The 21,068-nt window shown below is 33.3% G+C and carries 20 protein-coding genes; 9 read left to right on the top strand and 11 right to left on the bottom strand.

All coding sequences use genetic code 11. The features are described from left to right. Positions 1-12: 12 nt before the first annotated feature. The 7 genes from ACLHDE_RS11195 to ACLHDE_RS11165 form a co-directional block, all read right to left on the bottom strand. Positions 13-1,740, bottom strand: a complete 1,728-nt coding sequence (locus tag ACLHDE_RS11195) for a hypothetical protein (RefSeq protein WP_415396498.1) — start codon at positions 1,738-1,740, stop codon at positions 13-15. A gap of 9 nt (positions 1,741-1,749) precedes the next feature. Next, the gene (locus tag ACLHDE_RS11190) at positions 1,750-2,688 is read right to left on the bottom strand and encodes a peptidylprolyl isomerase (protein WP_415396497.1); all 939 of its coding nucleotides are present in this window, start codon (positions 2,686-2,688) and stop codon (positions 1,750-1,752) included. Between the two features lie 19 nt (positions 2,689-2,707). Continuing rightward, positions 2,708-3,769: a 6-bladed beta-propeller gene (locus ACLHDE_RS11185; RefSeq protein WP_415396496.1), complete on the bottom strand. Its 1,062-nt coding sequence runs from the start codon at positions 3,767-3,769 to the stop codon at positions 2,708-2,710. Between the two features lie 121 nt (positions 3,770-3,890). Continuing rightward, entirely contained in the window at positions 3,891-4,622 is a 732-nt protein-coding gene (locus ACLHDE_RS11180) for a cytochrome c3 family protein (protein ID WP_415396495.1), read from the bottom strand. 229 nt (positions 4,623-4,851) lie between these two features. Further along, positions 4,852-5,877 (bottom strand): cytochrome c3 family protein, encoded by a 1,026-nt coding sequence (locus tag ACLHDE_RS11175; protein WP_415396494.1) that lies wholly within the window; start codon positions 5,875-5,877, stop codon positions 4,852-4,854. A gap of 6 nt (positions 5,878-5,883) precedes the next feature. Then, the gene (locus ACLHDE_RS11170; RefSeq protein ID WP_415396493.1) at positions 5,884-6,864 is read right to left on the bottom strand and encodes a cytochrome c3 family protein; all 981 of its coding nucleotides are present in this window, start codon (positions 6,862-6,864) and stop codon (positions 5,884-5,886) included. 256 nt (positions 6,865-7,120) lie between these two features. Then, complete coding sequence (locus tag ACLHDE_RS11165) at positions 7,121-7,441, bottom strand: c-type cytochrome (protein ID WP_415396492.1); 321 nt, start codon at positions 7,439-7,441, stop codon at positions 7,121-7,123. 222 nt (positions 7,442-7,663) lie between these two features. Here ACLHDE_RS11165 and rpmB point away from each other — a divergent pair, with 222 nt between their 5' ends. Genes rpmB through argJ form a run of 3 tightly spaced genes read left to right on the top strand, consistent with a single transcriptional unit; the run spans position 7,664 to position 10,169 of the window. Continuing rightward, positions 7,664-7,852 (top strand): 50S ribosomal protein L28, encoded by a 189-nt coding sequence (gene rpmB / locus ACLHDE_RS11160; RefSeq protein ID WP_013326380.1) that lies wholly within the window; start codon positions 7,664-7,666, stop codon positions 7,850-7,852. An 18-nt stretch (positions 7,853-7,870) separates the two neighbouring features. After that, positions 7,871-9,001 (top strand): potassium channel family protein, encoded by a 1,131-nt coding sequence (locus ACLHDE_RS11155; protein WP_415398541.1) that lies wholly within the window; start codon positions 7,871-7,873, stop codon positions 8,999-9,001. After that, the gene (gene argJ, locus ACLHDE_RS11150) at positions 8,994-10,169 is read left to right on the top strand and encodes a bifunctional glutamate N-acetyltransferase/amino-acid acetyltransferase ArgJ (RefSeq protein WP_415396491.1); all 1,176 of its coding nucleotides are present in this window, start codon (positions 8,994-8,996) and stop codon (positions 10,167-10,169) included. The genes ACLHDE_RS11155 and argJ overlap by 8 nt, the downstream gene beginning before the upstream one ends. A 259-nt stretch (positions 10,170-10,428) precedes the next feature. On the opposite strand, the gene ACLHDE_RS11145 is transcribed toward argJ, so the two are convergent. Genes ACLHDE_RS11145 through ACLHDE_RS11130 form a run of 4 tightly spaced genes read right to left on the bottom strand, consistent with a single transcriptional unit; the run spans position 10,429 to position 14,958 of the window. Continuing rightward, complete coding sequence (locus ACLHDE_RS11145) at positions 10,429-11,040, bottom strand: trimeric intracellular cation channel family protein (RefSeq protein ID WP_415396490.1); 612 nt, start codon at positions 11,038-11,040, stop codon at positions 10,429-10,431. An 8-nt stretch (positions 11,041-11,048) separates the two neighbouring features. Continuing rightward, entirely contained in the window at positions 11,049-11,576 is a 528-nt protein-coding gene (locus tag ACLHDE_RS11140; RefSeq protein ID WP_415396489.1) for a gamma carbonic anhydrase family protein, read from the bottom strand. Position 11,577: 1 nt separating this feature from the next. After that, positions 11,578-13,677 (bottom strand): RNA degradosome polyphosphate kinase, encoded by a 2,100-nt coding sequence (locus ACLHDE_RS11135; RefSeq protein WP_415396488.1) that lies wholly within the window; start codon positions 13,675-13,677, stop codon positions 11,578-11,580. A 45-nt stretch (positions 13,678-13,722) separates the two neighbouring features. After that, on the bottom strand, positions 13,723-14,958 hold the full coding sequence (locus tag ACLHDE_RS11130; RefSeq protein WP_415396487.1) for an apolipoprotein N-acyltransferase: 1,236 nt from the start codon (positions 14,956-14,958) through the stop codon (positions 13,723-13,725). Positions 14,959-15,040: 82 nt separating this feature from the next. Here ACLHDE_RS11130 and yajC point away from each other — a divergent pair, with 82 nt between their 5' ends. From yajC to leuS, 6 genes are all read left to right on the top strand, one after another. Continuing rightward, positions 15,041-15,307: a preprotein translocase subunit YajC gene (gene yajC / locus ACLHDE_RS11125; RefSeq protein WP_415396486.1), complete on the top strand. Its 267-nt coding sequence runs from the start codon at positions 15,041-15,043 to the stop codon at positions 15,305-15,307. Further along, positions 15,297-16,862, top strand: coding sequence for a protein translocase subunit SecD (gene secD / locus ACLHDE_RS11120; protein WP_415396485.1), 1,566 nt, complete (start codon positions 15,297-15,299; stop codon positions 16,860-16,862). Before yajC ends, secD begins: the two co-directional genes overlap by 11 nt. Positions 16,863-16,867: 5 nt before the next feature. Beyond that, positions 16,868-17,839: a protein translocase subunit SecF gene (gene secF / locus ACLHDE_RS11115; protein WP_415396484.1), complete on the top strand. Its 972-nt coding sequence runs from the start codon at positions 16,868-16,870 to the stop codon at positions 17,837-17,839. Positions 17,840-17,974: 135 nt separating this feature from the next. After that, positions 17,975-18,166 (top strand): hypothetical protein, encoded by a 192-nt coding sequence (locus ACLHDE_RS11110; RefSeq protein ID WP_415396483.1) that lies wholly within the window; start codon positions 17,975-17,977, stop codon positions 18,164-18,166. Positions 18,167-18,269: 103 nt separating this feature from the next. After that, complete coding sequence (locus ACLHDE_RS11105; RefSeq protein WP_415396482.1) at positions 18,270-18,608, top strand: DUF6394 family protein; 339 nt, start codon at positions 18,270-18,272, stop codon at positions 18,606-18,608. Positions 18,609-18,617: 9 nt separating this feature from the next. Next, positions 18,618-21,068, top strand: a complete 2,451-nt coding sequence (leuS, locus tag ACLHDE_RS11100; protein ID WP_415396481.1) for a leucine--tRNA ligase — start codon at positions 18,618-18,620, stop codon at positions 21,066-21,068.

The raw sequence follows: 21,068 nt of genomic DNA, 5'->3' as shown, positions 1-21,068 counted from the left end.
TTTTAATATCCTTTAAAATTTACGTTCAAATTTTATTTGTAAAGTATAGCTATCCACTGTTGCCAAATCACTATTACTACCTGAAACTGTCTTATTATAATTATACCCAAGTGAAGTTTTTGTTTTTCTGCTATTAAAAGATAAATTATTATTTGCTCTATAAGTTACAATGTCATAAATCAAGTCTCTATCAGCATGCAGATTACTTGTAAACATTAATTTTGGTCCAAGTCTGTATTTAAAATTCAAATCAACTTTCGGACTTAAACGTTCTATTTTTGTCGTGCCATTATCACTACTTGAGTAACTAGCACCAACCTTTGTTGTTAAAGAGCCGTTAATTCCTATTCTTGAACTGTTACTAATGTAATCATCAAGATTTACTCTAGTATTTTTTCTATCTACAAAAAGGTCAGTATATCTAAGTTTAGCTTTCTCTTTATAATAGGAAGCTTTAAAATTATTTCTGAATAAAGTAAATAATATTGTTACAAGGGAGAGATCAATATTATATCTTTCGTCTATTTCTCCTAAGGTACTATTTGATCCACTGTAATTTGTGTTTAAATTTAATGTAGAGTTTAAAGAGCCAATAGAATGTCCTATACCAGCTCTTCCTGAGTAAGTATATCTTTCACTATTTACAGAGGTGTTGCTATCACCTGTGTAAGACATCATATTGGCATTTAGTGATAAATTAATTCTTGTATCTTTGCTGAGTACTTTTACATAGCTTAAGCCAGATCCTAAACTCATACTTTGAGTTGAACTTAGATTGCTAGTTACAATATTATAATCAGATTGTTGAGAAAAATTAAAATTTTTTGTTACTTTATAAGCATAAGATTGTCTCATACTAATACTTTTTGTGGTGTTATAAGTATCTTCCATATTAAACCCATCTAAACTTAGTGACGCAGAGTGTTTTGTCTTTGGAACCCATCTAAGATTAGCATTTGCATTTGTAGTTATAGTTGAATATGACTCTGTACCTATAAAATCTTTTTCTCGATGATTAGAGTATGCATTGAATAAAAACTTATCATTTATATCCCATCTGTATACTAGCTTTATATTATTTTCCGTAGTTTCTGTAGTAGTACTATCCCTATCTGTATACTCTCTTTGGGAAATATCATTAATGTTAGTATAGTCTAGTTGAAAATTATAATTTTTATCTCTTTTTCTAATAGAATTTCTATAAGTATTAGTATTTCTGTCTTCACTATTTGATTCACTCTCATATTTTGTGTCAGTTTTTACTGCGCTGTATGAAAAATCAAAAATACTAAAATCAATAGATCCAGATGCACCGGCAGATTCGTAATAATTTGAAGATTTAATTACTCCTGTCGCATAGACAATAGAAGTTGGTTTATCACTCTTTTGTGCATATAGACTAAAGGGTATCTTACTCTCTTTTAAAAAATTTAAATTTACCTTATAGTCTTGACTTTCAGTTTTTGTTTTAGCTGTGTGATTATCAGCTTTTGTATCTATATCTTCATAACGTAATATACCCATTAGTGAGTAGTTTAGAAATTTTGGGCTATATATATTTCCATTATAGTTGAGCCTATACTCTTGTATAAAACTATTTTGTGAATTTTTTGTTTTAGCAGTTTTATATCCATTTGATAAATAACTTAAGCCTAAACTTCCGTAAAGACCACCATCTTTATATTTGGCTGCAAATAATATAGGTGTTAAAAATAAAATTAATAAAACTAATATTTTCATAAATTTGCTTTATTTAATTATTACTGCTGCTGTTGACCTTAATCTCTTTAGTAATTTTGACTTTTTATCCTCTTCCATTCTTTTTTTAAGATCTATGGCTAATTTTTGTTTCACTGAATTAAATGGAAGTTGCTTAGCTCCTGCTTTATCTTCAACTCTTACTATGAAAAAACCAACATCTTCTTCAATGATTTCACTGGTTGTATTTGCATCCATGGAAAAGGCTTTTTTCTCAACAGCAGGTTCAAGCATACCTTTATGTATATAGCCTAAATCACCACCTTTTACACGACTCATAGCAGTAGAGTACTTCGCTGCTACATCTGAAAAATTTTCGCCAGATTTTATTTTTTCATATGCCTCTTCTATCCTCTTCTTGGACTTACTTTTACCTTTTGGGTCAGTAGGATCGTTTCTGACATAGATTATCTTTGCAACAATCTTTTGTGGCTCTTTAAATTTATGTATATTTTTATTATAATATTCTTTTAAATCGTTTTCCGAAAGAGTTGTCTCAATCTTTTCTTTATTGAGCTGTTTAAGCATCTCTTCTTTATAAATAACCTTTTTCAAAGTCTCTAGTGTCAGCCCAGATTTATTTAGGGTCTCTTTTAATTTTTCTGGTGTTTCTAGTAGCTTCTTTAGCTTATCAATACTTGCATTTATATCACTGTTTGAAACTTTAATTCCAATAGATTTAGCATATTGAAACAGTAATTCATTTTCTACTAACTCTTTTAAAACCTTGTCTTCAAATATTTTCATCTGTTTTTTTGATAAAGTTCCATGATAATATCGCGCTGGAAATAAAGATTTTACACCACGTTCTAATTCACTCTTTGTAATTTTTTTGTCATTAACAATTGCAAGCACATCTTTATCAGTCAAACTTATTGGGTTTGAATATAAATAACTTAAACATGTTAAAATTGATATTATAATTTTCAACAGTTACTCCATTTTAGAACTATATTTTTTTCAGTTCTAGATATTTTTCTGGATTATTTTTTTTCCATATTTCACTTACATATTGATAAATTTGTACTCTTGCATTAAATCCATCTACTATGTAAATCCTGTCATTTTCATCGATGTAGACACCTGTTATAAGTGAAAAACGACCAATATCTATGCCTGTACCACCAAAGTAGATAAGAAGTTGGCCACTATCATTAAAGACTTGTATATTATTAAATGCTGAATCTGCTACATATATATTTCCATCACTATCAATTCCAACGCCTTTAGGTCTTGCAAACATTCCAGCTCTATCACCAACTTTTCCAAATTTTCTTATAAAATTTCCATCTTTATCAAAAATTTGAATACGAAAATTCTGAGTGTCAACTATAACAATGTTTCCATTTCTCTTATCTACAGCAATATTTGTCGGAAAATTAAACTCTCCATCGCCTTTGCCTCTTTTTCCAAATGAAAAAAGTTTTTCACCCTCTAGTGAGTAAACTTTAATATTATGATCTTTCGTATCTACAATATAGAGTCTTTTTTCCTTATCGCTAATAGCAATACCAGTTGGCCTGTTAAACTCTTCCTTTTTCCCAAATGCTGAAATAAGATGACCATTTTTTTTGTCATACACCAATATTTTTGCAGTCTTGGCATCAGCAACATATATTTTCCCCTCTCCACTTATAGCGATTCCAACAGGAAGGGCTAATTTACCTGGAGAGCCCGCCCCAATTAATGAAACTTTTCTTTGTATTTCATCTATAGCAAAAACAGCTCCCATAGCTGTATCTGACACATAAACTATATTTTCACTTGCAGCAACACCATAAGGCTTTGCCAGATTTTTATTATTACCTGAAATTACCTCACCTAAAAAACTATCAAAAGAGTTTTTTTCAACAAAACTGATATCACCTCGATAGACTACATCAAAGAATATTCTAGGCTCTTCTGGCGGGCCAGGAATAATAATTTTAACAGTCTCTTCTTTTGAGCTACAAGCAGTGATTAGTAAAATAATAGCAATATACATATATACTTTAAAAAAACTTTTAGACACAAACAAACCTTTTTGAAAATTTAGTAGTACATTATAGCGTTAAGATTATTTATATTTAATAGAAATTATTGAAGAAGATAATAAAAGAGGGAGAAAACCCTCTTTTATATCAGTAGTAAGACTATTTGTCGTGACATCCTAAACAAAGTACACTACCAGTATTTAGAACTCTTAAGAAGGCTACTGAACCTGTACCTTTAGTGTCTGCGCCATTATGTGGATCATGGCAACTACCACACTCAACATAATCAACACCACCGGTTGTTCTTAAAATATCTTGAATAGTTGTTGCTCCAACCCATGTAGAGATATTATAACTCTTAAGTCTTAATCCAGCTTTACCCTCAGTATAGGCAATAGAAACCGGATGATCATTACTTAAGTTAGTGCCTATTACAGAAGCACCACTAGCGTCTGCCGCAATAGCACTTAAAGCTTGTGCGCCTGTACCAATAAATGCATCAGCATCAGCAGTTGCAAGACCAGTGCCTGGAGCATTTACTACCGAGTTGACCGCACTCACACCATCATGACAACTTAAACATGCCATAGAAGGTGCATTAACAGTAGCGTTATCACCAGCTAAGCCTGCTGTTGTTGAAGCAATTGTAGTGCCGTAAAGCGTAAATGTACTCGTAGGTGTACTCTTATTCCAAATCGGTGCACCAGTAAAAGATGAGTTAGCAGCGTGAGGCGTGTGACAATAAACACAAAGTTCACCATTATCCTCAGTAGCAACCCCAGTCCATACTGTAGCTGATAAATCATGTGGAGTATTTGCAATACCTCCTACCCCCCATAATGAAACAAAACCTGTTAATAAAATACCAATTACTATTCTCATGTTAATCATTTTGACTCCTTTTTTAAAAAGCATATTATAACAAATAATAATACTCTTTTTATGTATATATTGTAATAAATTAATAATTCATTTTCTTTTAAAATATAATAAATTATTATAAAATCGAATAAAAGTAACTAATTGTAGCAATATGACATTTTTGTGATATATTACCAATATTATGTGTGATATTTTTTTGATATGCCCTCTTTGCAGTATGTGATATATTTATAATAACTTATTTTTTATGACATCTGTTACATACACCAAAAGACATGGAGCCTTTCATTCTAAGCAAAAATACTCCGCTAGAACCATGCGGGTTATGACAACCGCTACATGTTAAGTCTCTACTTGGGCGAGCTGGATCTTTTACACCTTTTGTTGGATGAGCACCACTATTTCTACTGAATACGAAACTTGAAACTACATGTTTGCCATCAGCTTTTTCAGCATGACAAGTAGTACACAGTTCCCAAATAGGTTTACGAAGAAAAAAATCATTATCAGAACCATGAGGATTGTGGCATCTCTCACATCTACCATCGTTAACTGGTCCATGTGTATATTTACTCTCTGTCCACTTTTTTACTGTTTCATGGCAACTTGTGCAAGTCTTTGCAATAGGATTTGGAGCAAGATACTTTGACTTACCTTCTTGATCCATATTATATTCAGCATATTTTCCATTATGACAATCAAGGCAGAGCCAGTTAGCCGTTGGAGCATGTGTGTTTTTAGTATTTATCATACCTTTATGGCATTCATAACAGGTAGTTTTACTTACATCTTCAAATGCCTCACCGTTTGTAGGAATATTTGATTTCATATTATGGCAAGATTTACACTTCTCTTCATTTTTATCGTTATGTAAATATCTAAGTTTATAGTCTTCAGCTTCATCTTCATCAACTCCTTCAAATAATTCTGAAAGAAAATATAAATCACGTTCAATTGTATTAACTAATTTACCATTTTTATATGAACTTACAGAGATACTGTTTTGAGCAGTATGTAGCTTTATTGTTTTGCAGTATGTTTTTTTTGTTGAATTAACTTTTACCTCAGTAGTTAAATTATTATCCTGTTTTATTACTATTGTATCCACAAGATTAAAAGTAGTATCTATTATAAAAGTACTGTTTTCACCGATATAACGTGTTTTGTCAAACGGTTGTACAATTTTTAATGATGTGGAGGAGTCTTCTATTGTTTTGCCGCTAAGAGCGACAAAACATAAAAGTACAATATATATAATTCTCAAACAGACCTACTTTAAGTTAACTTTTGGTTTAACTCTATCATAGTGACGACGAGCATGACATGCTGGCGCACATGAACCACCATTATCTGTCTCAATAAAACGAATAGGGAAATTAATTTTACCAAATTTTGTTTTCTTTCTTAGATGATGCGGATACTCTTTTGTACCATGAAAATCATGACATGCACGACAAGAACGACCTTTTTCTTTATTAACATGTACAAAGTGCATATTTACATCACCATTTCTAAAGTTAGTCATGTCTTTAGTAAATTCATCTTGAATTTTTTCTTTTTCATGACATTCGAAACAGATGTAGTTATGTTCATCAAACTTTTCATAAAAAGTTCTAGGGAATGGTTTTTTCAACATTCTTAAATTATTTGAACCATGTGGATTATGACATGCTGCACAATCACCCCAAAGAATTGGTCCATGCCAATCTGGATTTTTTTCAAGATGTTTTGCAATATTAGCTATCTTAGTACCAGTTTCATCTGTTGTTAATGTTTCATTATGGCATGTTAAACAAAGCTCCTTAGAAGTATCTTTAATCAAAAACTTTGGATGCTCTGAGCCGTGTGGATCATGACATTCAAGACATTTTCTTGGTTTGTTTAGTGCACCATGTTTATCTGTTACAGTATTTATCCAAACATCTTTGTCTACATGACACATAACACATAAATCTTTTTTGCCATCAGCTTTTAGTTGGTAAAGATGATCTTCGGTATGTGGATCATGACAGTTAGTACATTGATCTTGTACTGGTGGATGAATATTAGTTGTTTTATGTAAAAACTCATCTTTTGCTTGATGACATGACACACAAAGCTCATTTATACTTGATGTAACTAATAGTTTTGCATTATCAGATTCATGAGGATTATGGCATGCTGTACATGCACCTGCAGCAACTGGACCATGAATAAACTTTTTATTATCTTTTGCTTCATGACACATAGCGCATAGTTCTGGAGGATCCATAATTAGATCTTCTTCACCTTTGGCATCTGTATGACATACTGTACAATCACCCCATTCATAGGGAGGGTGAACAACTTTTTTTGCTGATTTTAGTTCTGTTCCGTAAAACTTTTCACTCTCAGTTAAACTATTTCTTTAGTTTTATTAGCATCCGTGGCACTTGTTGGTGCTGCAAAAAGATTTGAGTAAATAAGTAACATAGCAATGGTGATTTTTGCAACATAAATAGTACTGGTTCTCATTTTTTACCTTCTGATCAACGATTTGAATTAATAATGTACGTTGAAATAGCGTGTAAATCTTCTTCAAACATTGTTCTTATTTTAATTAACTGTGGATTCATAACAGAAGCACGAGAAGGATCGACAATAGGAGTTCCCTGACCTTTAAGGTAAGTTAATAGCTCCGTTTCTTTACCTGCATAAACAGTTGCAATATTCCTAAGTGAGGGACCGATAGTATCAGCATCCATTTTGTGACATAAGGCACAACCTTTTTCTTCAAAAAGGGTTTCACCCTTCATTTCTTGGGCTGATGCATCTGTTAGTAGCAATATAACAACAGACAAACCTAACATAATTTTTTTCATTCAAAAACCTTTATTTTGTAGTAGCTGAAAAATTATAGCATAAGTTTTTATAATCTTACTAGAGATTACTTTATCTTTTATACTAATTATTTACATTTATAAAAGTCTTAAAAATAATCAAAATAGCTAGATAAAAATACCTTTAAGCTGAAGTTTTGCTTCGTCTTGATACAATTCGCAACTTTAAAAACCTAAATAAGGAAGCTAATTATGGCAAGAAGATGTGCTATTAGTGGTAAAGGCCCTATGAGCGGGAACAATGTTTCTCATGCTAAAAACAGAACAAAGCGTCGTTTTTTATTAAACCTAAGAACAGTGCGTATCACATTAGAAGATGGTACTACAAAGAAAATTAAAATCTCTGCAAGAGAATTACGCACACTTAAGAAAAACTCGTAAAGAGAACAGGAATATATGTTGAATCTTTTACAAAGGATTCGCAAATTCCTGCACTGGGAGTCTGCTCCCAAACCTGACGTAAAGCTTCTTCCTGAAGTTTACCCTCACCTCAAACCATTTCGATTACCTCTAATTTTAACAGTTATGGCTATGTTAATAGGAACTGTCGGATATGTACTTATCGACAATTTTACTTTAATGGATGCTGTATATCAAACTGGTATTACCTTTACTACAGTTGGATTTGGAGAAATAGCTCCAGTTTCTGATGGGGGAAGAATATTTACCATTACTCTTATTATTGCTGGATTTGCAACTTTTACAAGTGCAATCGGTATTTTAATCGCGGAGTTAAATAGAGGTACTATTGTCACGATTTTAAAGGAGCGAAGAATGTTGTATAAGATAGCAAGATTAAAAAAACATTTTGTAGTTTGTTACCATAATGATTATACTCTTGAAGTAACTAAGCAACTTAGAAAAAATCATATCCCATTTGTTGTAGTTGATCCAAGAGAAGAGATTCATGAATGGGCATTAGAACACAACTATCCAACATATTTAAAAGCAGAGCCACACGCCGAACTCTCAATGTTAAAAGCTCACCTTGCATCTGCAAAAGGTCTTATAACCTTATCTAGTTCTATAGCGGACAATATTGCTCTTATTGCTTCTGTAAGACTGTTTGAGAAGGAACATTTTTTACCAAGACCTTATTACGTAATCTCAGCAGCTGAATCTATGAGTGATGTTGAAAAGCTAAAAAAACTTGGTGCTAATACAGTAGTATCTCCCACAAAACTAACAGCTCAGAGAGTTAGTGCAATGGCCGCTCGTCCTGATATGGAAAATCTTTTAGAAGAATTTTTATATAAGAGTGATAATCCCTTAGACATGGAAGAAGTGGAAGTTCCAAAGTATAGCTGGGCAGTGCTTAAGAAGTTAAAAGAGACACATATTCGCCAAATAACTAATACCTCAGTTATTGGGATAACAAAAAAAGATGGTAAATTCATATCTATGCCTAAAGGAGATGTGCTTATTACTAGTGAGTGTAAACTTCTTGTTATAGGTTTGCAGATGGATATTAAAACTACAAAAGAACTTTTGAGAAAAAGAACTAAGCCTAAGGAGTTGAGATTTGTATAAAATAGTTCAAACTACAGGTGGGATATGTGCATCTGATGGTTTTTTTGCTGATGGAATAAGTGCTGGACTTAAAAAAGACAATGCTTTGGATATGGCGTTTATATACAGTGAAAATGAGTGCGAGACTGCTTCGGTTTTTACAACAAACAAGATGTATGCAGCTCCGATAAAACACTTTAGAGCAAAGGGTGAGTTTAAGACAAACTTTGTTCTTATCAACTCAAAAAATGCAAATGCTATGACTGGTCAAGCTGGGGTTGAAGATATTGATGATATTTTAAGTAATTGTTCTGATATGATTAACCCTATTATGAGTTCAACTGGCGTAATAGGTGTTAGACTTCCAAAAGAAAAAATTATAAATGGTATGAAGCTTTTTGATATAAGAAAGAAAAACCCAAATAATGCTGCAAAAGCTATTATGACAACAGACTCATTTTCTAAAGAGATAGCTCTAAATATTACGCTCGATGATGGAAGCAGTTTTTCTATTGGTGCTATGGCTAAAGGTGCGGGTATGATAAACCCTGCTATGGCTACAATGCTATGTTTTATAACCACAGATGCTGATGTCCCAAAGCAAGAGATGCAGGATATTTTAGATGAAGTTACAAAAACGACTTTTAATGCTATTAGCGTTGATGGAGATACTTCTACAAACGATACTGTTTTAGTTCTGTCTAATGCTAAGAGTGGTGCTTATGAGAGAGAAGCTTTTAAAGAAGCACTTTTTAAAGTTATGCACTTCTTAGCTCTTGAGATGGTTAGAGATGGTGAGGGTGCAACAAAACTTGTAACATACAAAGTAAGTGGTGCTAAAGATGATAGAGAAGCTGAGATAGTAGCAAAAACACTATCTGATTCACTTCTTGTTAAAACTGCTCTTTACGGCGAAGATCCAAACTGGGGAAGAATCGCTTCAACAGTAGGGGCAAGCGGAGTTGAGGCTTATGAAGAGAAGCTAAAGATTTCATTTGACAACTTGTGTGTTTATGATAGAGGTGTTCTTAACTTTGATGCAGAGATGGAAAAAAAATGTGCCATAGTTATGGGACATAAAAAATTCACAATCTCTTGTGACTTAGGTGTTGGTAAAGGAAGCTTTAAAGCATACGGTTGCGATTTAGGTCATGAATATGTAAATATTAATGCGGATTATAGAACTTAGTTCTACAATCCCAACCTCGGAATATTCTACTCTCTTAAAGTTGAATTGCAGTATGTTACCAAGCAATAGCTTAGTAATTAGACGAACTATCTAAAGGCTTTTACATGACCTGGAGCGAACCATGATCTCCCAGAACACCCTATAACAGTGAAACTAAAAAGTAATATTAGGGTTACAGCGATTAATTTTTTCAAATGAAGCCTTATTTTGATTTAAGTAAGCAAAAGTTTTTACTTAAGTGAAGTATTGTAGCATACTTCTAATTCAACTTTGGCAGATGCCACCCTCTTTTAAAAGCTATAAGTCTAAGTATTATAGATAAAACAGCAACTGATACGATTGTTACTTCATTTAAACTATCAAAAAGTTCTAAGCCTGCTAAAAGCAGGGCAACTATAACAGCGATAGAACCGTAAAAGTCACTTATAAGAACTGTTGGCACTTGGTTTATCATGATGTCTCTTGTAACACCTCCCCCAACTGCGGTAATAAAGCTTAAAATTATGATACCAAAAAAATTGTAATCCGCATGTATGGCTAAAATAGCACCAGTTATACTAAAAGCAACCAGACCAATAGTATCGCTAATTACAAACATTAGTTTTCTCTCAATTGAAGGTTTTTTGTATACTTTGAAAATAAAAGCGATTAAAATAGTCACTATAAGGGTTAGGGCAGGGTAGAGTGATGTAAAAGCAAAAGGTGCTGAACTAAGAATTGTATCTCTAATGATTCCACCACCAAGAGCAGTCAGTGCAGATGCTATTAAGATACCTAGAATATCTAAGTCATTTTTTATGGCGATAAGAAAACCACTGATGCTAAAGGCTATGATACCAATAATATCCGCGTATATGAAAAATTCAGGCATCTGCTTTCTTAGTTAATATATTCGTTTTTAAACTCTACATATCTTGAAGCAGATGCATAGAGTTCTTTTACTTCTTCATCATTAAGTTCTCTAACGACTTTTGCGGGACTTCCCATAATGAGAGAGCGGGGAGGAAATACTTTGTTTTTTGTAACTAAAGCACTAGCTCCTACAATACTCTCTTTGCCAATTACTGCACCATCAAGGATTGTAGCACTCATACCAATAAGACAAGCATCTTCAATCGTACAACCATGAAGCATAACACGATGACCAATGGTTACATCATCACCGATTATTGTTGGATTACCATCACTCTTATCGGCCTTTTTATAGTGAGTTACATGAACCATGCTAAGATCTTGTATGCTTACTCTATCACCTATTTTAATGTAGTGAACATCGCCTCTAATTACACTACCAAACCAAATAGAACAATCGCTTCCGCATGTTATATCACCAACAACATCTGCTGATGGAGCAATCCAAGTATTTTCTCCAATACTAGGTTTTATACCTTTAAAAGGATAAGTCATATTAGCTCTCCATAAAAAGACGAGAAGTGATTTGTGCCACACTTCTTTGAGTCTCTTTTTTACTTGCTTTTGAGATTTTGTTTACATACTCTTCTAAGAGCTTATGATTGTTTATAAGCTTGTCATCTTCTGTAGGTTTTACTTTTATGTATGAACCATCACTTTGAAGTTCATGGGCTAAAACATTATCAGAACATTGAAGTTTTAAAATCTGGATAATCTGAGTTTGTGCTTCTTCATCTTTTATAGCAGTTAATAACTCGATTCTTCTAACGAGATTTCTAGGCATCCAGTCAGCTGAAGAGATATAAACCTGAGCAGCATCATTTTTAAAATAAAATACTCTTGGATGTTCCAAATATTTACCTAAAATTGAAATGACTCTAATGTTCTCACTTACACCTTCAATGCCGGTTTTAAGACAACAGATGCCACGAACGATTAGGTCAATTTTAACACCTGCTTGACTCGCTTTATATAGTGCACGAATTACATCTTCATCAACCAAAGAGTTCACCTTTGCAATAATCTGTCCATCTTCGCCTTTTCTTGTCTCATTATGAATTAGAGATAGAACTTTTGGTTTGATTTGAGCAGGTGACATATATAACTCATCAAGTTTACCTTTTTTACTAAAACCTGTTAGAAAGTGAAAAAATCTTGTAAGGTCATTTGTTACTTCATCTTTTGAAGTCATATAACTTATATCAGTGTATATTTTTGCTGTTGCTGGGTTATAGTTTCCAGTACCTATATGTGCATACTGTTTCAATTTTCCATTTTTTCTTCTTGTAACAAGAGCTGCTTTTGCGTGAACTTTAAAACCTTTTATTCCGTAGATAACATGTGCTCCAGCTTTTTCTAAAGCTTTTGCCCAAATAAGGTTATTCTCTTCATCAAATCTTGCTTTTAACTCAACCATAACGGTTACTTGCTTTCCACTCTCAGATGCCGCCATAAGCGCTTGAACGATAGGAGAATTTGTACCAGAGCGGTATAGTGTCATTTTTATTGATACAGTATCTGGATCTTTTGAAGCACTCTGAATTAGCTTTATAACAGGTTCAAAGCTGGCATATGGATGGTACATAATTACATCTTCTTTTTCTAAAGTTGCAAAAATGTTTTCACTATTATCAAATGGAGGTAGAGTCCTTGGTTTAAATGGTTCTGCTAAAAGATGAGCAAAGTTTTTATTTCCTACAATCTGCCACAGGCTTGATTGGTTTAAAAAGGTATGAAACTTATAGATATCATCTTTGTAAACATTTGTATGACGGTTAAAAAATGTAATAATTTCTTCATCTGTATCACTTCCAACTTCGAGTCTAACCATTTCACCTTTACGACGAAGTTTTAAACCCTCTTCAAGAATTTCCATAAAGTCATCAGCTTCTTCTTCTTCTATCTCCATATCGGCATTTCTTGTAACTCTAAATGAAGCATACTTTAAAAGTGTGTAACCTGGAAAAAGATTTTCAACATGTTGTGCAACCAAAGACTCAATAGGAACATAAGTACCATTGTCAAGTTCAATAAACCTACTTAAAACCCTTGGAACTCTAATGATTCCAAACCTTTCAATAGTTTCATCATCTGAATCAGATAATTTTACGATTAGTCCAAAACTAAGGTTGTTTAAGTGTGGAAAAGGGTGAGTGGCATCTACTGCAATAGGAATAATAACAGGATATATATTTTCTTTGAAGTATCTGTTTAGAGTATGCTTTTCACTCTGGTTAACCTCGTCATATAATTTTACAGAGATTCCCTCTGGTTCAAGTTTTTTAAAAATACCGCTTAAACAATGTTCTATGACTTGCTGTTCTTGATGAAGATATTTTCTAATCTCGCGAAGTTGCTGCATAGGTGTGAGTTTATCAGCTCCTGAGACAATGATTCCAGCAGCAAAAAGTTTTTTAAGTCCTGCAACCCTAATCATATAAAATTCGTCTAGATTTGTTCCATATATTGCTAAAAATTTAAGACGTTCTAGTAGTGGAAGAGATTCGTCTTGAGCTTGTTTTAAAACTCTTGTATTAAATTGTAACCATGAGAGTTCACGATTATTATAAAGGTCTGGATTTTTAAGATTTATCATAAGTAGTGCCTGAAAAATATTTTTTAGTATTATAGCTAAATGTTATTACTTAATGATTCCCGTGCCTTTGTAATTTGCTGAATGATATATAGTTGTAGCATTTTTACGCGCATAATATCTCATAAGAAGCTTTTGAATAGTTGGTTCTATTGAAGGAGCAAACCAAGCGTTGTTACTTGTAGCGATTACAAAATCTACATCACCTTCATATATCTCAGCACAAGTTGCTTCGTAGCAGATGGCATTTCTAAATTTCTGACCTTTAATCATAAAGTCAGTTGGTTTGTCTGCTGTTACAAAATCAGCTTGTCCTGCAAAAAACATATCATTTATAATTTTCTTTGCAAATTTTGGAAGAGGTATATACTCTCCAAATGGAACTAAGACCAATTTCTTTGCCATTTCATATCTACCTTCTTGAAACATATATGTAACGTTATAGTTATTACCTTGATCTCTATATAAAGAACCTGCAATTATAGTTATATCTTGAGAATATTCTAATAATCTCTCTATAAGTTTTTGGTTTTTATTCATAAAAAGTGCAAAGACTGATTCTGGAAAAACTATGACTTCAAAGTTTTTGTCTATTGCAGTTTGAATCTCTTTAAAAACCATAAGGATAGTTGGTTTTAGGCTAGTTCTTAACCATTTTTTATCTTGAGTTATATCAGTTTGAACTAGTTTTATTTTTAGTGGAGCTTCTTTTTGCAAGGTAGGATTAAAGTTTAGGGCAAAAGCAAGTAACAATAAAGAAGCGTATTTGTATTTAGTTTTAAGATAATTAGGAAGTGACAGGGCAACTAAAACAAAAAAGAGTTGGTACTTAAATACACCGATATAGCTATCTACAAAAATTAGCTCTATCTGCATCCAGTTCCAGTCAAAAGGTTCAAAAAAACTGAGAGCAAATAGTAAAATAGCTCTGATATATATCTTGTTCGTCAGTGCTAAAACACCAAAAAATAGCATATAGATAATTGCAAAAGAGAGAGTAATTATAGGTGTTAAATATCCAACACCATTGTATTTGAAACTATAGCCTATCCAGTAAAACCATAAAAGTCCAATGATAAAACCAGCAACTAAAACGGCTCTTTTAGGAATATAAAGAAATAGTCCTAAAGCTACAACACCAAAGATAGTATTTAAAAGTTTAAGAGTAATTCCCCAATGCTCAAAATAAATAAAAGCACTAAAGGCAAGAGCACTTAAGAGGCCCAAAAGTATGTCAAATCTCAGTTCTTTGGTTTTTCTTAATGATTCAATTTTTTTTAGCATTTGTAATTATACACATTTTCAGTCACTTATTAATATACTTTTTGTATAATCCCCACAATTTAATCAAAGGAAACCCAGACCCATGGAAATTATCAGTCAATTACTACCGTTTGTATTTTTAATCGCAATCATGTATTTCGTTATTATTCGTCCTCAACAAAAAGAGGCTAAAGCAAGAAAAGCGATGATCGAAGCTCTTGCAAAAGGTGACAAAGTTGTTACTAATGGTGGCTTTATCGTAGTTATACACAAAGTTGAAGAGAAGTTTTTAAGTGTAAAAATGAATGATGATGTAATTACTAAGATTGCAAGAGACGCTATTGCAAGAAAGTATGAGGATGAAGCTTAATTATCGCATAGTTGTTTTTGCTCTTGCAATAGTCTTTGGTTTATTCTTCTCAGCACCATCGCTACTGCAGATGCAAGACGGTAAAAAAGTTACTTTAGGACTTGATCTTCAAGGTGGTCTTCATATGCTTCTTGGTGTAAAAACTGAAGAAGCTACTAAGTCTCGTATTAAATCAATCGCTGCAAGTATCAAAAATTTTAGTGATAGAAAAGATATTTTACTAGATGAATTGAAGTTTGATGAATCTTCTATATCTTTTTCATTGCTTGATGTTGATGATGTTAAGTCGATAAAAGAATTTTTAGGCGAGATAGATGGTGCAAATGTATCTGTTAATGCAGAGAGCTTTTCACTTAATCTTACACAAGAAGAGATTGTTAAAACAGAAAAGCTAGCGATTGATCAAGCGATTGAGACTATTAGAAATAGACTTGATCAGTTTGGTTTGGCTGAGCCTGTTGTAGCACGTCAAGGCGATGAAAAGATACTTGTTCAGTTAGCTGGAATCAAAACTCAAGAAGAAGAACAACGGGCAAGAGAGCTTATTTCTCGTGCTGCTAAACTTGAACTTATGGCTGTTGATGAAGATAGAAATGCTCGTGTTAATAGTATGAGCCATTCAGATGCAGCTTCATATGGTGATATTATTTTATCTGATGTGAAAAATCCTCAGATGAAATACCTTGTTCGTGAAATTCCTATTCTTGATGGTGGAATGCTAACAGATGCTTCTATGGGATTTGATCAAAACAACAGACCTTTAATTAACTTTAAGTTAAATGCAGAAGGTGCTGAAATATTTGGTGATTTTACTGGTAAAAGTGTTGGTAAAAGGCTTGCTGTAGTTTTAGATGGTAAAGTTTATTCTGCTCCAAATATAAATGAGCGTATTGGTGGTGGTTCTGGACAGATTTCTGGTAATTACACTGTTGAAGAAGCAAAAGATTTAGCTATCGCTCTTCGTTCAGGTGCACTTTTAGCTCCAATCTATCTGATGGAAAAGCGTTCAGTCGGACCAAGTTTGGGAGCAGATAGTATTGAAGCTAGCATGATAGCACTTATTGGTGGTTTTGTATTAGTAATAATTTTTATGATGATTTATTATAGAGCTGCTGGTGTAATTGCAAATATTGCTCTTATTGCTAACTTATTTATAATACTAGCAGTTATGTCTCTCTTTGGTGCGACACTTACACTTCCTGGTATGGCTGGTATAGTCTTGACAGTCGGTATGGCCGTAGATGCCAATGTAATTATCTCAGAGAGGATTAGAGAGTTGATTTATCAAGGTAAATCTATTCATAAATCTATAGAAGAGGGATACTCAAATGCTATGCGAGCCATTCTAGATGCCAACATTACAACACTGATTGCAGCGGTTGTTCTTTATGCTTATGGAACCGGTGCTATTAAAGGTTTTGCTATTACTATTAGCATCGGTATTTTAGCATCTATGTTAACTGCTATTTTAGGTACTCATGGAATTTATCAGATGCTTGAGAGTAAGATACAAAAAAGTAAAAATAACCGTTTCTGGTTTGGGATTAAAGGTTAATAATAATGGAATTTTTTAAATATACAAAAACCTTTAATTTTATGGGCAAGTCTAAGGCTGCTATGGTTTTATCTATAGTTTTAGTGTTAGCATCTTTTGCACTGCTTATGACAAAAGGACTTAATTACGGCGTTGACTTTGCCGGTGGTACGATAGTTCAAGTAAAATATGATACTCCAGCTCCAATTGATGATATGAGAGAAAAATTAAAAAGTAACAAACTTTTTGACGGTGCTTCTATTACAGAGTTTGGGGCAGTTGATGAAGTAGTTATCCGTATGAAGAGTACTACAGGTAGTGTTACTGTTGATATTGGTGATATTACTCGCGCGGCATTAAAGGGTACTGGTAACTTTGAGATTCGTCGTGTTGATATCGTAGGACCTAAAGTTGGTAGTGAGCTAAAAGAAAAAGGGATTATGTCTCTTATTTTAGCAATCATCGGAATTTTAATATATGTAGCATTTAGATTTGAGTGGCGTTTTGCTGTGGCTTCTATTGTTGCACTAATTCATGATGTCTCTATTGCTCTTGGTGCTATTACACTTGTAGGATTAGATGTAAACTTGGATGTTTTAGCAGCACTTCTTACGATACTTGGTTATTCACTAAATGATACTATCATTGTATTTGACCGTATTCGTGAGAGTGTTACGAATTCTAAAAAAACTGACTTAACTGATATTATTAATGAGTCAGTTACAAGAACATTAGCAAGAACGACGCTTACGTCTCTTACGACTTTCTTTGTTGTGTTTACTCTATTTATGTTTGGTGGTGAGATTATTCACTCTTTCGCATTTACACTTCTTGTGGGTGTTGTAGTTGGTACATACTCATCAATATTTGTAGCTTCACCGATTCTTTTATTGTTTGGTTTTGATGTTAAAGGTTACCATGTTAAACTCTCAAACAAAGTAAAAAGAGAAGTTGAAAAGCAGAGAATGCGTGACCAGTTTGAATCTGGAGTAATGTAAAAACTCTATAGTACTTCCTTCACCTAGCCCATGTTCCGGCATGGGTTAATCCCATAAATATATTAGTTTTGTTTCTCTTTGATGTTTATCTCTATAGTATAATGAGTGTTATAGTAAAAGATAAAGGAAAACATCATGAGTAACATTACAATAGCGATAATCGTTTTATTTTTAGTCTTTTGGTTATATTCAGTAATATCTATACTTACTGGTGAGTTTGTAGATAAAAAACAGAAAGTATTTTGGGTGATAGGGATTATTTTTGTCCCTTTTTTAGCCTTTTTTTATGTTTTTATGAAAAAAAAACTCTTAGTAAAAAGCCAATAAAAAACTCTTTTATTCTTTGGAGTTTTAGTCGTTAAAATTGCTATTCAGTCCCTCCTTAAGATAATTTTTGTATAATCACTCTAATAAAATTAAGGATATGGCTATGGATTGGGGTAAAGTAATATATGTATTTTTCTCGCTGATGAGTTTAACATCAATAGCGGGATTTTTGTATGAGCATAGTGCAGTTGCACTTTTTGTTGCGGCAAGTTTAAATTTAGTTTCTACATTTTTAAAAATTGGTGTTAGAAACCTGCTCTCCGCTGAACTTTTAGCATCTTCTCTAGTTGCTGACTTACACCTAATTCCAGCATTTATTTATTTAGAAATTGTTGGAAATTTAGAGTGGGCTATCGCCTTGACCCTCGGTGCGCTTATTGCTAACCTTTTCTCTGTAGGACTTGTCTATATAGAGAGTTCAAAAACTCACGAAGAATATTAGGAGAAATTGTTGGAATACAACTCTACGACTATAGAAAAAAAATGGCAAAAATATTGGGCTGAGAATGGAAGTTTTGAGCCTAGTGAAGACTTTAGCAAAGAAAAAAAATATATTTTAAGTATGTTTCCATTTCCAAGTGGAAGACTACATATGGGTCACGTTAGAAATTACTCTATTAGTGACGCTTTTGCACGTTACTACCGTCAGCAAAACTTTAATGTACTTCATCCTATTGGTTTTGATAGTTTTGGTATGCCCGCTGAAAATGCAGCTATCAAAAACGGTTCTCATCCTAAGGGCTGGACTTATGACAATATAGACTACATGAAAGGAGAGTTTGCCGCTCTAGGTTTTTCTTTTTCAAAAGAGCGTGAGCTTGCAACCAGTGATGAACTTTACACTAAGTTTGAGCAGGGTTTCATTATAGACATGTTTGAGAAAGGTCTTCTTTACCGTGAAAAAGGTCTTCTTAATTGGTGTCCGCATGACCAGACTGTTTTAGCAAATGAGCAGGTAGTTGATGGATGCTGTTGGAGATGTGATACTCCAATAGTTAAAAAAGATATGAATCAGTACTATTTTAAAATTACTCAATATGCTGATGAACTTCTTGATGATTTGAAAAAGCTTGATGGTGGCTGGCCTAAACAAGTTCTTACTATGCAAGAGAACTGGATAGGTAAATCAAACGGTTTAGCCTTTGATTTGTTTCTTGACACGGAATCTAAAGAAAAACTAAACAACACTTTTGAATCATTTGATGTCTTTACCACTCGTCCTGATACTATCTACGGTGTAAGTTATACTGCACTCGCTCCTGAGCATGCAATAGTTACATATATGATTGAAAACAAACTTTTAAGTGATGAAGTTATTTCAGAGATTAAGAAGATGAAAAATACTTCATCAATAGACAGACAAAAAGAAAAATCTGGTATTTCACTTGGACTTGATGTTATTCATCCACTAAATGGTAAACAGATACCTGTATGGATAGCTAACTTTGTTCTTATGGATTATGGTTCAGGAGCTGTTATGGCAGTTCCTGCTCATGATGAGAGAGATTTTGATTTCGCACAAAAGTATGACTTGCCTATACATGCAGTAATTAAACCTTACGAAGGTGAACTTAGTGAGACTAAAGCATTTACTGAAGTTGGAGAACTGTTTAACTCTGGAGAATTTGACGGACTTAACTCTAAAAAATCTCAGTATAACATTATTAAATATTTTGAAGAAAATAAGATAGGTAAAAAGACTACTAACTACAAACTAAAAGACTGGGGTGTAAGCCGTCAGAGATATTGGGGTGCTCCTATTCCTTTCATCCACTGTGACTCGTGTGGTTTAGTTATGGAGAAAAAAGAGAATCTTCCTATCGCTCTTCCTGAAGATGTAGAGATAACAGGTGAAGGTAATCCACTTGATAATCATCCGACTTGGAAACATTGTAAATGTAGCAAGTGTGGCAAAGACGCTCTTCGTGAGACAGATACTATGGATACTTTTGTAGAGTCTTCTTGGTACTTTTTACGCTTTTGTGCGTCTCCTGCAAATTGGGAAAAAGAAGCTTTTTCAAAAGAGCAAGTTAAGTACTGGATGGGTGTTGACCAATACATTGGTGGGATTGAGCACGCTATCTTGCACCTGCTATATGCAAGATTTTTTACAAAAGTTTTTCGTGATTTAGGTTATATAGACTTTGATGAACCATTTGATAATCTTCTGACTCAGGGAATGGTGTTAAAAGATGGTGCAAAGATGTCAAAATCTAAGGGTAACACAGTTGACCCAGATGCTATCATAGAGAAATATGGTGCAGATACGGCTAGACTATTCATACTATTTGCAGCTCCGCCAACTCAAGAGCTAGAGTGGAATGATAATGCGGTTGAGGGTGCACACAAGTTTATAAAAAGATTTTTTGATAGAAGTTCAAATATCGTAAAAATGGACACTATCCCAACAATAGAGCATAGTTCACTTTCTAAAGATGAGAAGTTTGCTAGAAAAAAAGTCTATGAAGCCTTAGTTCGTGCAAATGATGTTTATAATGAAAAATATACATTTAACACTCTTATTGCAGGCAGCATGGAAGCTATGAATGCGCTGAATGCACAGAGTAACGCTGATGTATGGAGTGAGGGTTATTGGATACTTAGTTCTATAATGGAACCTGTAATTCCTCATGTTTGCTGGGATATAAGTAGTGAGTATTTCTCTCTAAATAACTTAAATCCTCAAACAGTTCTAGATGAAGTATTTGTAGAAGACTCTGTAACTCTGGGAGTTTCTATAAATGGAAAAAGAAGAACAGAGATAGAAGTTGCAATTGATGAGTCAAAAGAAAATATCATAGAGATTGCAAAAGCAGCCGCATCTAAATGGTTAGAAGCAAAAGAGATTCTCAAAGTGATAGTTGTTCCTAAAAAACTAGTTAATATAGTAATTAAAGGCTAA

Source organism: Sulfurimonas iocasae, from assembly GCF_047716755.1.
GTDB lineage: Bacteria > Campylobacterota > Campylobacteria > Campylobacterales > Sulfurimonadaceae > Sulfurimonas.
This window is presented reverse-complemented; position numbering and strand designations above follow the sequence as displayed.

What these genes read in the sequence shown, in the direction of transcription:
- secF (WP_415396484.1), top strand. Translation starts at nt 16,868, where the DNA reads ATGGAATTTTTTAAATATACAAAAACCTTTAATTTTATGGGCAAGTCT.
- rpmB (WP_013326380.1), top strand. Translation starts at nt 7,664, where the DNA reads ATGGCAAGAAGATGTGCTATTAGTGGTAAAGGCCCTATGAGCGGGAAC.
- ACLHDE_RS11195 (WP_415396498.1), bottom strand. Translation starts at nt 1,740, where the DNA reads ATGAAAATATTAGTTTTATTAATTTTATTTTTAACACCTATATTATTT.
- ACLHDE_RS11180 (WP_415396495.1), bottom strand. Translation starts at nt 4,622, where the DNA reads ATGATTAACATGAGAATAGTAATTGGTATTTTATTAACAGGTTTTGTT.
- ACLHDE_RS11135 (WP_415396488.1), bottom strand. Translation starts at nt 13,677, where the DNA reads ATGATAAATCTTAAAAATCCAGACCTTTATAATAATCGTGAACTCTCA.
- ACLHDE_RS11140 (WP_415396489.1), bottom strand. Translation starts at nt 11,576, where the DNA reads ATGACTTATCCTTTTAAAGGTATAAAACCTAGTATTGGAGAAAATACT.
- ACLHDE_RS11165 (WP_415396492.1), bottom strand. Translation starts at nt 7,441, where the DNA reads ATGTTAGGTTTGTCTGTTGTTATATTGCTACTAACAGATGCATCAGCC.
- ACLHDE_RS11145 (WP_415396490.1), bottom strand. Translation starts at nt 11,040, where the DNA reads ATGCCTGAATTTTTCATATACGCGGATATTATTGGTATCATAGCCTTT.
- ACLHDE_RS11105 (WP_415396482.1), top strand. Translation starts at nt 18,270, where the DNA reads ATGGATTGGGGTAAAGTAATATATGTATTTTTCTCGCTGATGAGTTTA.
- yajC (WP_415396486.1), top strand. Translation starts at nt 15,041, where the DNA reads ATGGAAATTATCAGTCAATTACTACCGTTTGTATTTTTAATCGCAATC.
- ACLHDE_RS11130 (WP_415396487.1), bottom strand. Translation starts at nt 14,958, where the DNA reads ATGCTAAAAAAAATTGAATCATTAAGAAAAACCAAAGAACTGAGATTT.
- secD (WP_415396485.1), top strand. Translation starts at nt 15,297, where the DNA reads ATGAAGCTTAATTATCGCATAGTTGTTTTTGCTCTTGCAATAGTCTTT.
- ACLHDE_RS11170 (WP_415396493.1), bottom strand. Translation starts at nt 6,864, where the DNA reads ATGGATCCTCCAGAACTATGCGCTATGTGTCATGAAGCAAAAGATAAT.
- ACLHDE_RS11110 (WP_415396483.1), top strand. Translation starts at nt 17,975, where the DNA reads ATGAGTAACATTACAATAGCGATAATCGTTTTATTTTTAGTCTTTTGG.